Origin of the sequence: Tardiphaga sp., from assembly GCF_025356345.1 — a bacterium.
In the GTDB taxonomy this organism is placed as follows: Bacteria; Pseudomonadota; Alphaproteobacteria; order Rhizobiales; family Xanthobacteraceae; genus Tardiphaga.
In genome coordinates this window covers 1-14673 of record NZ_JANXTC010000056.1, presented here as the reverse complement: position 1 = coordinate 14673, position 14673 = coordinate 1, and the positions used below count along the sequence as shown (strand labels likewise).

Below are 14673 nucleotides of genomic sequence, written 5' to 3'. Positions count from 1 at the left end.
CTCGATGGACATGGCATGCCGTTCGCTGATAGCCGCGGCGCGCCCCGGGTCGCGCCGCGATCGGTCACCAGCTGAAGCGGGCGCCGCCCGAGGCCTGATGGCTTTCGGCATTGCTGCGGAACTCACCTGTATAGGCAGCGAACAGGCGGAAGTTTTCGCTGCGCCAGCCGGAAATTTTAGCGCCGATCAGGGCCGCATCGCGGCCGGGGCCGGCCGCGGCGACATCGAAGCCTTCCCCGAGTAGCGCGGCCTGGCTGACCAGCGTGGTGTCACGCAGATCGTGGCCCCAGCCGAGCTTCATTTCGGGCACCAGAGTGAGGCCCTCCAGTGTTTGCAGCCGGCTGCTGACGGCAACGCCGAGCGTCGATGTCAACCTGTCGGAGGTCTGCGCCGCAAAACTCAGGCCGAATGGCTGCTGGCTCTCGGCATAGGCGTCGCGGCGAAAACCCTGCCAGCCCAGACCGGCATAGGGCTTGAACACCAGCATCGCCACCGGGATGCGATAGCCGGCTTCCAGCGCGACACCGGCGCCGACGCCGCCGGTGCTGCCCTGCAACGTGCCGGGCGCAATCGACAGGTCGCGGTTGGTCTGGATCTGGCTCGGTCCCGCCGCGGCGCGGATGTCGAGCACCGCTGCGCCCGGTGTCCAGCTCGCATAGAGCGCGCCGGCATAGCTGTCCGACGAGCCGCGGATATCGGTGCTGGTGGAACTGGTGCGGGCATAGCCGAAGGCGCCGCCGGCGATCAGGTTCGCCGACAGCATGCGGTCGGCGCCAATGGTGAAGCCGCCGCTGGTGGTCTTCGATCCCGACAGCTCGCCGGCATCGCCGACCCGGCTGCTGCGCCCGAACCCCTGCCCCCACAGGCTCCAGCCGGCCTGCACGCGCTCGCTCGGCTGGAGGCTCGCCAGGGCGTTCATCGCATTGCCGGTCTCGGCGGTGGCAACGCGACCGGCATAGGACAACGCGAAGGATTGTCCACTGCCGGTCTGACCTGCCGCGGCGCCAAGCGCCAGCGCGTCCTGACGGTCGCCCAGCGCGCCTAAAAATCCTTGGAACGCCTGCATCGAGGCGCCGGCAATGGCCGGCTGGCCGGGACCGCCGAGTTGCGCCAGCGCCTTGTCGTACTGCGCCTCGGTGTCGAGATTGTAGAAGGCGTCGTATAGCGCCTTCTCGCTGGCGCTCGGCATTGCGCCGGAAGCAGCGCGGTCCTTGTCGAGAATGTTGACGACGGAGCGCTCGGCGGCGCTCGCCTGGTTGCCGCTGCTGCCGGTCAGACTGGCGAAGCTGGTCGGCGTAACAGCGAGCGTGATCGCGGTCGGACTATAGATCAGATCAAAGCGGCCATTGGCCGGGAGGCCGGAGCCGGGCTGCAGCAGCGACGCGAAGGAGCCGGCAGTACGCGCACCATCCTGCGCCTTCACGAACGCGAATTCGGTACCGATGGCCGGTGTGTAGTTGCTGACGGTACCGACGCTGCCGCGCAGCACCGGGGTCAGCGTCCCATTGGCATAGAACACATTGCCGGCGCCGCTGACATAGATCCGGTCATAGGTGCCGGGGCCACCGGGGATGTTGAGCGTACCGTCGATGTCGATCCGCGTGGTGGCGGTGGAGGCCAACGTCACATTGCCATTGAACGTCAGCATCCCCACCGAGTTGCCCGCCAGCGTGGTACCGGGCGCGATTGCGCCGATGCCGATCAGGTCGGCGGTGTTGGCCATCTTGCCCGGCGAAAGAGTGCCGGCGATGGTGGTGTTGCCGTTGACGGTACCGAAGCCTGCCAGGGTCGCCGGCTGGGCGATGTCCAGACTGCTGCCGGCCGCGACGCTCAGCGTGCCGTCGACCGCCAGCGTACCCAGTGCCGCGAACACGTTGCCCGCCGCATTGGTGCGGCCGGCGATGGTCAGGATGCCGCCGCCATCCTTGCTGAAGCTACCGGCGGTGTTGAGCAATTGACTCCAGTAGGTGGTGTCACCGGCGGCGACGCTCTCGGTGCTGCCGGCCGCCAGCGTCGTCGGGCCGGCCGTGGCGCGGTCGAGCCGGATCAGGCCGTAGCCGAACACGGCGTCGACGCCGGCCAGACCGAGGTCCTCGGTGGTCGAGAACAGCAGATGCGCGAGGTCCTGCGCGTTATAGGACGGATTGGCCTGGATCAGTACGGCGATGGCGCCGGACACGGTCGGCGCGGCCATCGAGGTGCCCTGTGCGAAGCCGTAGGTGTTGGTCGGCACGGTCGAATAGACCTGCGCTCCGATGGCGGGGTCGCCATTCGGATCGGCGACGTTCACATCGCCGCCGGGCGCGGCGACGCACCAACTCGCGGCGACGCCGCAATAGTTCGAATAGCTTGCTGCCTGCTTGGTGATGCCGACGGACATCACGCCGATGATCATGCCCCTTTCCGAGAGGTAGTCACTCAGATCGGTTCGGGTGCCGTTGTCGGCGTAGACGCCGGTATTGGCATGGCCCGGCTGTATATAGGGATACAGCGCCATGCCCGCGGCATTGCGCCCGGCGATCGGGTCGGACTCGCGCTCGTTGCCGGTGGAAGCGACGATCAGCTTACCGGCCTGCAGCACCTTGCCGATGGCCTGGGTTTCGGTGTCGGTTGGCAGGTTGTTCAACCACACGCTCTGTGGCGGCGCTCCAATATCCCGACCTGGGCCGTAGCTCGCATTGTAGACCATCACATTCGGCAGCGATGCGAAGTATTCGAGCGGTGCTGCCCTGGCGTCGATACCCGGCGCTGTGGAATAGCCGGTTTCGAGGATCGCGCGCAAAGGAATCACCATGGCGTCATAGGCGACGCCATGGGTCAGGACGTTGTCGAATTTTTGCGCGGCGACGATGCCTGCCACATGCGAACCATGGATGTCGGGATTGTTCGGCGTGGTCTGCGGCGTGAGCTCGGTCGGATCATAAGTGCTGCCATTCTTGACCGCAAAGTTGCGGGCCAGCGCGATGTTGAGCTTGTTGACGAGCGCGGCGTTGGTAACATCGAAGCCGGTATCGGCGACCACCACCGACACGCCGGCGCCGGTGAAGCCGCGGGTATATGCAACCGGCGCGCCGATCATCTCGAGATTCCAGGTCTGCAACGTCGCGCTGGGCAACGGGGCTGGAAAGTTCGGCGATGGGTTTATCGCGAGCGCCGCGTTGCTGTAGGCTGAGGCGCCGAGGCCAGCGGAGCTCGCGCCGCGGGTCTGCATCATCCGTTCGGAGGTCGGCGCCAGCGACAGTCTCTCCCCGACGGTCAGCACGGCAAGATCGGCCGCCGTGGTGAGGTCGCGTGTCAGTGCCGGCGCCAGTCGGCTCGCCTGCGTCAGCACTGTGTCGCGCAAATCCGGCCGGCTGTGCACGCTGTCGAAAACCCGCGCCAGCAGGCCCGACGTGCTCTGTCGCAAGGCATGGGCCAGTGAATCCCTCAATCCATCGGCCAGCGGCGCCACCGTAACCGGTCCGGGCTTCACGGCACGGTGAGGCGTTTTTCCGGCGGGACGATCAGCGGCATATAGCGCTGTCGTGGCGTAAGCGCTGCTCAGCAGAGTCGAGCAAAGAAGCAACGCCGATAGCTCTCGCGAACTACGAAGATATCCAGTCTTGAACAAAGCCCCCTCCCGATACGCAGCTATATTCCAGTTGAAAAACTGATCGCGGCGCAGCCGTTTCAGAACTGGCAACACTTGATGCATCATCGACGCGGGGTTTTCCGTCGTTGCAACCTAGTGCGGCGCATCATCGATTGGATAGCGCGATTGCTTGGATCAAACGTCGGATCGATGGTTTTCCTTGACCGAGCGTCTCAGCACGGCGACCGTCACCGCAATTGACGAGTGAGGGTGATATCGTCATCGGAACGCGCGACAATGCGGATCGGTAAATCACGGTTATAGAAAAACGTGGGGGGTGCGAGGCCCGTTAGGCACGAAACCGTTCGGGCAACTTCTGGTGTTGATAGCGCGCCATTCAACTTGACCGCTAGTGAAAGTCAGCGTTCATATCACTGCTAGAACTCGTCTCTCCAATCTTCAGCCCTCCTCATCACACCTTGATGCGGACAATCAAGCTGGTTGCATGTCGATCCTTCCGCGTCTTTATTACGTCACCAGCGGCTTGCAAGAGCCAAACGCCTTCCAGACCTGGAGCGCGGTGATATCACCGTTATTCGAGCCCCGCCCCTGCGCCGGTACTAAAAAGACTCCCACCGGGTCAGCTTACGGCGTGATCATCGGCGATATGATCATCGCCAAAGTGGCATTCAGTGCACAGGATTTTGTCAGGGATGAGCTGCGCATTCTCGGCACGCCGGATCATTTGCTGCTTCATCTCTATGTCAGCGGCGGGTTCAACGGCCTCGTCACCCGGCAGCAGACCGCAATCGGACCGGGCAAGGTTGCCTTGATTGATCTCGCTTGCGCCGTCGATACGCGGGCATTCGCTTCCAGAACCGTGTCGCTCATCGTTCCGCGCAGGCTGCTGCGCGACGTGCCGCTTGATGAACTAAAACCGCGACTGGATACGTTCAGGAACGATCTGCTCGCGGCTCACATGCTGTCCCTGCTGGAACGAAGCGGTCAGTTGACCGAGAACGACATCGCAACAACCGTGGCAGACACCGTCAGTTTTCTGAAGAGGCTGTTGGCTCCGACGCCGCGAAATGCTCTGCCGCATCGGAGAGACGCTGACGAGAACTTGCTGGCGCTGACCGAAGCCGCCATCCGCGACAATCTCGCGCTGCCGGAACTGTCACCGGATTGGCTGGCCACACAACTCGATGTTTCACGTGCCTCGCTGTATCGTTTCTTCGCCAGCCGCGGCGGCATCATGCGCTACGTGCAGGAACGCCGGCTACTCGCGGTGCAGGCCGCTCTCAGCGATCCACTCGAGACGCGCCGCCTGTCGCGGCTGTCTTCCGATCTGGGTTTCAAGAGTGAGGCGCATTTCAGCCGGAGTTTCAGCGCCCGGTTTGGCGTGACGGCGAGCAAATATCGCAAGATGCAGCTCGATGCATCGGCGGCCACGCAACTCACAAGCCCGGAAATTGTTCAGCAATGGTGGATGAGCGTCGCCCAATCGCCGGCCGCCGCCAACGCGGCGTGATGACGGCCAGCGCTTCCTCGCCATGATCTCTAGCTGTCGAGCGTCTTCGAGCCCTTGGCGTGGTTCTTCACGATCAGCATGATGTTGCGGATGTAAACGAAGGTCGCCGCCGCCTGGCCGATGATGATCACCGGCTCGCGCTTGGCGATGCCGTAGACCAGCGTCATCATGCCGCCGGCGATCGAGAAGAACCAGAACGACATCGGCACCACGCTGGTGCCGGCGCGTTCACTGGAAATCCATTGCACCAGAAAACGCGCGGTAAACAGCAGTTGCGCGATCAGGCCGAAGGCGAGCCAGAAATCGAATTTGGCGACGAATACGTCATACAGATAGTCGCCGAGCGCCTGGCCGTAATGAATCAGCATTATTTGAACTCGGTTGCGACAGGCGTCGGGCGCTTGCGGCGGATCAGCCACCACACGCCGGCGAGGTCCATGATGCCTATCCAGAGCCGGTCGAAGAAGCCGTAATTGGAAACGCCGGAATGGCGCGGCCGGTCGATAACATCGACATAGCCGATCTCGAAACCCTCGCGGCGCACCAGTGCCGGCAGGAACCGATGCAGACCATCGAAATAGGGCATCGACAGGAACACGTCGCGGCGGAACGCCTTGAGGCCGCAGCCGGTATCGCGGGTACCATCCTTCAGGATCGTATTGCGGACGCCATTGGCAATCTTCGATTGCATCTTCTTGAAGCCGGTATCCTTGCGCCCGACGCGCTGACCGGCGGCAAGGCCGACACGCCCCTGCCCCGCCTCGATGACCGCGATCAGGTCTGGCAAAAAGGCCGGGTTGTTCTGGCCGTCACCGTCGAGCGTGACGACGATGGCGCCGCGCGCGGCACGCACGCCGCTGCGCACCGCGGCGGACTGCCCCGAGGACTTGGCGTGGTCTATGCGGCGCAGATTGCCCCGCATTCGCATCAGATCGGCCAGCCGCGCCGGCGTCGCATCGGTCGAGCCGTCATTGACGTAGATGATCTCATAGGGCCAGCGGCCGTCGAGCGCCGCCGTGATCTCGGCGATCAGGGGCGCGACATTGTCCTGCTCGTTGCGCACAGGCACGACAATGGAAACATCGACGGGGGCGGTTTCGAAGGATGACAAATCAAGGCTCATGGCTGGAGACAACCCGGCGGGAACTTGGCCGCCGGCGGGCCTCGCGGAGTCCGCTTTTTATGGGGCGATGGCTTCGTGGGCAACCCTTTTGAGGTGCACCGTCCCGGGTCCGATGAGCGGATCGATGCTGCCGTCGGGGCGAATGGTGAAGGCGAGATGGCGCGCTGCAAACCAGTAACGCACCGCCATCGCGCCGATCACCCCGGTCAGAGCACCGGCCATGACGTCACTCGGGTGGTGCGCCAGCAGCACCAGGCGGGTGAGGATGATGACAATGGCATAGGTGAACATCGCCAGGCGCGCCCGCGGCCATACCGCGGAAACGGCGAAGGCCAGCGCGAAACTGGTGGTGGCATGGCCGGACGGCAAGCTCGCATAGGCCTCGCTCCAGGCGAAATGCGAGAAGGTGAAGACATTGTCGCCACCGACGAAGGGGCGACCGCGGCCGACCATGCCCTTGATGATCTCGCCGCTGAAAACGGCCAGCATCACCGACAACAGGATATACTGGATACGGGTTCCGAAACTGATCAGGATGGCGCGCGATGTGCCGCGCAGCCGAGCTGCAATCAGCGCCACCGCGACAAGCAGCGCCAACAGCGCCGACATCACATAGCTGGATTTTCCGAATTCGGTGAGAATCCGCAGCGGCCAAAGGCTGACGCTGCCGCGTTTCGGCATCAGGCTGATCTCGTAGGCATCGACGATGAACATCAGCGCAACGATCACGACCGCTGCGAGGATCGCCAACCTCAGCGATCGCAAAGCCCAATGTCGCCGAGCCTCGGCGCGGCGTGAATGCGACGGCGCGCGGACCAGCTGGGCGACGGATTGCCAGACAAGCGCGGCCAGTTGCGACAGATAACCGGACGAAACACTAGCCGTAACGGGCGGCATTATTCCGTGCCTTCGGAACGATAGATCGCCACCGAAATTGCCCGGCCTTGCGAGAAATTATAGCCCTCGATCCGCGTCGCCATATTGTAGCGCAGGCCGATCGCCTCGGCGCGCTGTGCGAAATTACGCTCCGAACGGGCTTCGACCAGGGCAAATCGGCAGCTGCCCTGACCGAGGAAATCGGCGGCGCCGGAGCCGTCGGTCAGCAGCGTCGAGGTCCCGGTCATGAACACCAGGCTGGGCTCGTGGAATCCGGCCGCCGCCGCCCCGGGACCGACGCACACCACATTGCGCAACGCCCGCGCGATTTCCGAACTCGGAAACAACGGCTTCAGCGATGGCATCACCACGCCGTAAAAAGCGACGCTCATGAACAATGCCGAGACCGTCGCGCTCAGCAACGAGCGTTCGGCACGGTTGTCGTCATACATCAACCAGGCAAACAGGCCGAAGATCAGCGCGCCGGCGGCGAACGGCCACGCCAGAAATACCGGATGGCGCACCAGCATCACAGCGCCGACCAGCGTAATCCCGGCGGTCAGGAGCGGAATTGTGAACCACCATGCGGCGCCACGGCTCAACCAGGAACGCGACAGCACGCGGCGCTCCAGCGCCCCGACGATCAGAATGGCGATCGCCGGGTACAGCGGCAGCACGTAATGTGGCAGCTTGGTCATCACGATTTCAAACACGATCCAGGACGGGATCAGCCACGCCAGCAGAAACTGGGCGCCGGGCTCCCGCCGCGCGCGCCAGATCGCAGGCGCCGCCATGCCGGCGAGCGGCGCGCCGGGCCAGAACGTCACCCAGAACAGCAGGAAATAGCCGCCGGGCGGAAAGCCATGCGATTCCTGCGCCGCGAGCTTGCTCAGCATGTCGCCGCCGAGCGAATTGGAAAAGAACGCCTCGCCCGACTTCAGAAAGATCGCGACGAACCACGGCAGCACCAGCAGCAGCATCCACGTCACGCCGACCGCCGGCCGCAGCCGCCACAACCAGGCCGCCGAGCGATCGAGAATCGCCAGCGCCAGAATGGTCAGCCCGATAAACATCAGGATCAGCGGGCCCTTGAGCAGAATGCCGCCGGCCGTCGCGGTCCAGAAGATTGCAGGTATGGCCCAGGCCGATTTGTCGGCCTCTTCGCCACGCTGCCACGCCAGATAGACCCGTGCCATCGCCCCCATCACGGCGACCACCGTCAGCAGCAGCATCGCGTCGGTCTTGGCGAGGCGGGCCTCCACCCCCAGTAGCACCGACGCGCACATCATCAGCCCCGCCAGTACCGCGGCGCGCCGGGTCACGAAGGCCAGCGCGGTCCAGTAGGTCAGCAGCACGGCGCCGATCGCCCCGATCAGCGACGGTACGCGGTACAGCCAGATGCGCGCCTGCGCGCGTGGCAGGCCCAGTTTCGCGGCCGTCTCCACCACGGCCGCCTGCACCCAATAGATGCCGACCGGCTTCTTGTAGCGAACCTCGTCCTGGAAACGGATATCGACGAAATCGCCGGTTTCCACCATCTGCTTGGTGGCCTGCGCAAAACGCGGTTCGTCGCGATCGACCGGCGGGATATTGAAGAACCCGGGCAGGAAAAACAGCAGCCCGCAGATCGTCAGGAAAGCGATCGACCGGGCATGGCTGGAGGTGACATAATCGAGCACGCGCACCAGCCCGTTACCCGGATTGACTCGGGTTTTCGGCTCGCGCGGCGCGCCAAAGCGGGGTCTTGCATAGGTCTCGGCCATGGTTGTCGCATACGCTGAAACCGCCACACCGACAACCGCTTAGCCGGGGTTTATTGAATTCTGACCACAACTGTGTCCGCGGCGCCCGAAGCGTCCATGACGGTCAGCCGGACGAAACCCGGACCCGGCGGATCGACCAGTCGCTGGCGGCGGCTATCGATCCCGCCGACGGTCACCCCGTTGACCAGCATGGTCAGCGGCAACACCCCGCCGGCGACCTTCACCGGCAAAGCCGCGAACTGATTTTCGCCGGAACTGGCGTCGATCCGAGACCCGTTGAGCGGGAACTGGATGCGCAATGCCTGCTCGCTACCGCCGCGGACCAACTCACCGAGAGGACGGAACCGGCGCAGCGGCAGCGGCAATTGGGCATTATTGGCGAACAACGTGCCCTTCGGCGGCTTCGGCAGCGCCATCGGCAGCTTGCCGGTGCGGGCAAAGGCATCGAACAGAATCGGGGCGGCGGCGGTCCGGCCGACCAGGCCGGGCACCGGGACCCCATCCGGACGGCCAACCCAGACTCCGATCGTCATGCGACCATCGAAACCGACCGACCACGCGTCGCGAAAGCCGTAACTGGTGCCGGTCTTGAAGGCGATGCGGTGATGCGCGGCGTTCTCCGGCGGCGGCGTTCCCATCAGCACGTTGCCGACCTGCCAGGCCGCGACCGGGTCCATTAGCCGCAGCGTCTCGCGGTCGTCACCGCCATTGACCTGCATGATTTCACGCAATGGCTTGGCGCTGCCGCCGCGCGCCAGGCTGGCGTAGAGCTGCACCAGATCGCGCAAGGTGATGCCGACGCCACCGAGGCCCATCGCGAGACCCGGCGCCTCGTCCTTCGGCAGCACCAGCTGGCCGCCGGCCTGCTTCAAGCGCGACGACAGCCGCGACGCGCCGACGCGGTCGAGCAATGCGATCGCCGGCACGTTCAGGGATAGCTGCAGCGCCTTGCGCACCGGCACCGTGCCCTGGAATGTCATGTCGAAATTTTCCGGCGCGTAGGCGCCGAAGCGGATCGGGCGATCCTCGATCAGGCTCTCCGGATGGACGAAGCCGTCCTCGAAGGCGAGGCCGTAAATAAAGGGTTTCAGCGTCGACCCCGGCGAACGCACCGCGCGAGTCATGTCGACCTGGCCGGCACGGCGGTCATCGAAATAATCCGGCGAGCCGACATGGGCGATGACGTCGCCTCTGTCATTGTCGACGGCGATCAGGCCGATCGAGATGTTCGCGCCCAGCGCGGCGGCGCGGTCGCGGGCGAGCCCTTCAAGGGCGCGCTGGATGCCGGCATCGAGCGACAGCTGGATGATGGGCACGTTCTTCATCACAGCGATTGCCTGATCGGCCGAATGCGGCGCCAGCACCGGCATCGGTTTGCGCAGCTTCGGCACGATGACCGCGCGCGCCTGCGATGCATCGGCGGCGGACACCCTGCCATCCCGCACCATGCGATCCAGCACGCGATCCCGCGCGATGCGGGCGATGGCGGGATGGCGATCGAGCCTTCGCGTTTCCGGCGACTGCGGCAGCGCCACCAGCAGCGCACTCTCCGCCAGTGTCAGCCGCTTCGGCTCCTTGCCGAAATAGGCGATCGAGGCGGCGCGAATGCCCTCCAGATTGCCGCCGAACGGCGCCAGTTCAAGATACAGGTCCAAGATCTGGTTTTTGCTGAGCTTTTGCTCGATCTGCAGGGCTCGCACCGCCTGCCGCAATTTGGCCGCAAGACTTCGATTCTGGCGCGGCTCCAGTAGCCTTGCGAGCTGCATGGTGATGGTCGAGCCGCCCGACACGATGTGGCCGCGGATCAACAGCTGAATCGCGGCGCGACCGAGCGCCAGCGGGTCGACCCCGTGATGGCGGTAGAAATGTTTGTCCTCGTAGCCGAGCAGCAAGGTGAGATAGCTCGGGTCGACAGAAGTTTTGGCCTCGACCGGCAACCGCCAGCGGCCGTCGGCCATTGCGTAGGCGCGCAGCAGTCTGCCGTTGCGATCGACGACGGTGGTGGAAATTTGCTTTGTTTGTTCGAGCGGCAACGGACCGAGGGAGTGAACCCACAGCGCGCAGCCGCTCGCGACAATCACGGCGGTCATCATAAGGCCGGCCGTCATGACCTTCAGTCGCCGCCAACGTCGCGGAAGCGCCGCGGGCGTCATGGCGGGTACCTCGCTCATTTTGCCTTCATCACTTCGACCACACCGGTCCCGGTGCGGCCGTAGCGCGAGGGGTTGTACATGTCTTCCACAGTGGCCTGCGGCAGCACGTATTTGCCCGGCGACACCGCGCGCACCACATAGGCGACCGTGAACACCGCCTTGTCGTCGCTCTTGCGATCGATCGCCGCGGTAAAGCGGTCATCGCGGAATTCGGTGTGCTCCGGTTCTTCGCCATCCTCGATCCAGTCCAGCGTGCCGGTATCGCCCGACGAAACCAGATGCGGGTTGTCGATCTCGAAGCCGGCCGGCAGATAATCGGCCACCATGATGTGGCCGTATTCCGGCTTGGCCTCGGTGATCTTCAGCACCACCGCGAAGCGATCGTTCTGCCGGGCCTTGCTGACATCCACCGGCTTGCCGTCGAGCGAAAAATAGCTGCGCTCGATCTTGAAGCCGTTGGCGGCGGCGGGCTCCGGCGTCACCGGCGAGCCGCTGACGGAAACGACCACCTGTGCCGGCGTGTCGCCGGTATTGGTGATCTTGACCGGCTGTCCGATCATCTCGCTGGACCTGTAGCTGCGGTACAGCGCCGTCTTGACCGGCGCGCCATTGACGTCGAGCGTCAGCGTATTGGCCTCCTTGGCCAGCGCGCGCGACGCCAGCACCAGCCAGGCGTTCTCCTGCGTCGAGGTGAACGGCGTCAAGCCGCGCGCCGCCTCGACACGTTGCACCGCCTGCGTCAGCGTCGCCTTGGGCGCGTTGCCTTCGCTGGCCAGCGATACCAATGCCGCGGCATCGCGCAGCGCCGAGCCATAATCAACGCGGCCGAATTCGAGCACCGGCTTTGGCGCGAGACTCTCGACCGCCGCGGCATAGACGCGTTCGGCGCGGGTGCGGTCGCCGACCAGCGCCAGCGCCGCGGCGAGCTGCGACTTGGCGATCGGCGTCGCCAGATTACCGAGCTTGGTATCGGCGAGATAGCGCAGATCGCCGATCGGCGCGGTGCCGTTCTTGGCCAGCACATACAGCCCGTAAGCCAGGTCGCGGCCACCGTCCTTCTCCGGCTCGGCGGCATTGACCACCGAGTTGCGGACCCGCTCCAGCGCGCTGCGGAACAGCACGTCTGGCACCGCAAATCCCTTTTCGCGGGCGCGGGTCAGGAAGTCGGTGACATAGGCGTCGAGCCAGCCATCGTCGCCGCCCGACGACCACAGGCCGAACGAACCATTCGAGCCCTGCCGCGCCAGCAGCCGGTCGATGGAATCCCGGATGCGCTGGTCGATCCCGGTGTCCATCGCCAGATGCGCGCCGGCGGCGAGGTCGTTGACATAGAGCAGCGGCATCGCCCGGCTGGCGATCTGCTCGGAGCAGCCATAGGGATAGCGATCCAGCGCCTTCAGGATGGTGGCGGCATCGAGCGCCGTCGAGAGACCCACCGACAGCGACACGCCGCCGGTGCCCTGAACCAGGTCGGAGAACATGTCGGAGGTCAGCGTCAGGCTTTCGCCCTTGGCCAGCGTGCGGATCGAGCGTCGCGCCAGAATCTGCGTCGCCGCCTTGACGTCGAGGTCGTAATGCCGCGCCAGCGTCAGCCCGTTCGGGCCCTTGATGTCGACATCGAGCTGCGCACTCCCTGCCCCCGCCGCATCGATCGCCAGCGCCATCGAGGAGCGTTGCCTGGTCGCGAGTTTCACGGTGGTGGCGGGATTGCCGGTGACCTTTACCGGGCCCGCGGTCTTGACGCTGATAGTGTAATCACCCGGCGCGCCTTCGACATTGTCGAGGTCGAACGACATGGTGCCGCGGTCGCCGGACAGCAGGAAGCGCGGCAAGGTCGCCGTCAGTACCACGGGATCCCTGACGATCACGTCGGTGGTGGCGCGGCCGAGTTTGGTAGCGGTCCAGGCCACCGCCATCACACGCGCGGTGCCGGCGAATTCCGGAATCTCGAACGAGATTTCCGCGCTGCCATCGGCCGCCACGGTGACGATGCCGGAATACAGCGCCAGCGGTTTTTGCGAGGGCGGCGAGCCCTGCAGCTCGGCGCCGGCGGAATCGCCGCCGGTGCGAAGCTGGCCGCGGGTGCCCTGCATGCCGTCGATCAACTGCCCGTAGATGTCGCGGATTTCCGAACTCATGCCGCGCTGGCCGAGATAGTAATCATCCGGCGCCGGCGGCTTGTAGTTGGTGAGGTTGAGAATACCGACATCGACGGCGGCCACCACGATCTTGGCGTCCTCGCCGGGATTGAGGCCACCCAGCCTGACCGGCAGTTTCATCGTCGTGCCGGGCCGCACCAAGGCCGGCGGCGACAGCGCAACATCCAGCGTGCGCGCCTTCTTGTCGATCCCGAACCATTTCAACCCGATCGCCCGGCCCGGCATCCGCCTGGCGCTGGCGTCGAGCGGCCGGCGCAACGTCGCCACCACATAGGCGCCGGTGCCCCAATCCTTGCCGACCGGGATCTTCACCTGCGAGGCGCCTTGGCCGACCTGCACGCTCTGCGTGGTCAGCAGCCGATCACCGAGCACGTTGATGGTGAGGCGTCCGGCCGTGCGTGCATGGACCGACACCGTCATGGTGTCGCCGGCGGCATAATCGGGTCGGTCGATCGAGGTCTCCAGCAGGTCCGGCGTGTCGGCGCTGCCGTCGGAATACCAGCCGACGTCGAACGCCACCGAGGTCAGCGGACCATCCGCCTCGGCCGATTTGACATCGAGGCGGTAGCGGCCGGGCTGCGGCTGCAACTGGATCCGCGCCGGCCTGTCGGCGGCGACGTTCACCTCGCCATCGGCGACACGTTTGGTGGATTTGACCGGCTCGTAATTCCACGACGAACTCTGCCGGTACCACTGATAGCTGGATTCGATCTTCAGCAGCTCATAGCGCAGCCCGCCGCGGGCCAGCGTCTTGCCGTCGGGCGAGACAAACACCACGTCGAAGCCGGCATTGTCGCCCTCGGCGACGTTCTTGTCCTTGAAGTCCGGCTTGACGCCGATCATCGCCGCCGCCGGCGCCACCGGCAGCACGAATTTGCGCTCGACGGCGCGGCCGCCAGCCTCGGTCATGCGGATGAAGAACTGCGCTTCCTGCGGCCGCGTCGATGATGGCGGCTTGGCCAGGCTGACCGGGAAGGTCGCGACGCCATTGGCGTCGGCTTCCGGCAGGTTCTCGATCGGCGTGCGCTCATTGCTGGTGGTCTCGTCGTCGGAGACGCCGAACTGGTAGCCGGCGAAGCCCGGCCGACCCGAGGCCGGCGCCACCAGCAGGTCGCCTTCGAGCTGCAGGCCGGAGGCGGGTGCGCCATACAGGAAATGGCCGTCGACCTTCAGTTCGACCGGAGTCTCAGCCTTGATCAGCTTCTCCTTGGCGGTAAGGGAGAATTCGATCCGCTCGGGGATGTAATCCTCGACCATGAAGGTGGTCTCGCCGACCGACGAGCCCTTGGGGTCGGTGAACGCCCGCACCCGCCAGGTCCCGGTCGGGACCGCCGAGTTGAGCGCCAACGCCATGCTGCGGCCGCCGGCGCCTTGATCCGGAAGCTGCGTACGGCGGAATTCGACGCCGTCGGGGCGCTCGATCACCAGCGTCAGCGGTCCGCCGGTCACGGCATTGCCCTGGCCGTCGCGCAACAGCGCGGTGAGGTACACGGTTTC

The 14673-nt window shown here is 65.1% G+C and carries 8 protein-coding genes; 1 reads left to right on the top strand and 7 read right to left on the bottom strand.

Annotation, left to right across the window (positions count from 1 at the left end; translation table 11 throughout):
- Positions 1–64 precede the first annotated feature (64 nt).
- Positions 65–3472, bottom strand: a complete 3408-nt coding sequence (locus Q0S16_RS02945; protein ID WP_295844860.1) for an autotransporter domain-containing protein — start codon at positions 3470–3472, stop codon at positions 65–67.
- Between the two features lie 604 nt (positions 3473–4076).
- Here Q0S16_RS02945 and Q0S16_RS02940 point away from each other — a divergent pair.
- On the top strand, positions 4077–5102 hold the full coding sequence (locus Q0S16_RS02940) for a helix-turn-helix domain-containing protein (protein ID WP_295844859.1): 1026 nt from the start codon (positions 4077–4079) through the stop codon (positions 5100–5102).
- Positions 5103–5131: 29 nt separating this feature from the next.
- Here Q0S16_RS02940 and Q0S16_RS02935 read toward each other — a convergent pair whose 3' ends face one another.
- The 6 genes from Q0S16_RS02935 to Q0S16_RS02910 form a co-directional block, all read right to left on the bottom strand.
- Positions 5132–5470: a lipid-A-disaccharide synthase N-terminal domain-containing protein gene (locus Q0S16_RS02935; protein WP_295844856.1), complete on the bottom strand. Its 339-nt coding sequence runs from the start codon at positions 5468–5470 to the stop codon at positions 5132–5134.
- Positions 5470–6225, bottom strand: coding sequence for a glycosyltransferase family 2 protein (locus tag Q0S16_RS02930; protein WP_295844852.1), 756 nt, complete (start codon positions 6223–6225; stop codon positions 5470–5472). The genes Q0S16_RS02935 and Q0S16_RS02930 overlap by 1 nt, the downstream gene beginning before the upstream one ends.
- Positions 6226–6282: 57 nt before the next feature.
- Positions 6283–7122 (bottom strand): phosphatase PAP2 family protein, encoded by an 840-nt coding sequence (locus tag Q0S16_RS02925; RefSeq protein ID WP_295844845.1) that lies wholly within the window; start codon positions 7120–7122, stop codon positions 6283–6285.
- A complete protein-coding gene (locus Q0S16_RS02920) occupies positions 7122–8864 on the bottom strand; it encodes a glycosyltransferase family 39 protein (protein WP_295844841.1) in 1743 nt (580 codons plus the stop codon). Before Q0S16_RS02920 ends, Q0S16_RS02925 begins: the two co-directional genes overlap by 1 nt.
- A gap of 50 nt (positions 8865–8914) precedes the next feature.
- Positions 8915–10957: a penicillin-binding protein 1C gene (gene pbpC / locus Q0S16_RS02915; protein ID WP_295844892.1), complete on the bottom strand. Its 2043-nt coding sequence runs from the start codon at positions 10955–10957 to the stop codon at positions 8915–8917.
- A 74-nt stretch (positions 10958–11031) separates the two neighbouring features.
- Positions 11032–14673 (bottom strand): alpha-2-macroglobulin (locus Q0S16_RS02910; RefSeq protein WP_295844839.1); only part of this gene is annotated, 3642 nt, incomplete at its 5' end.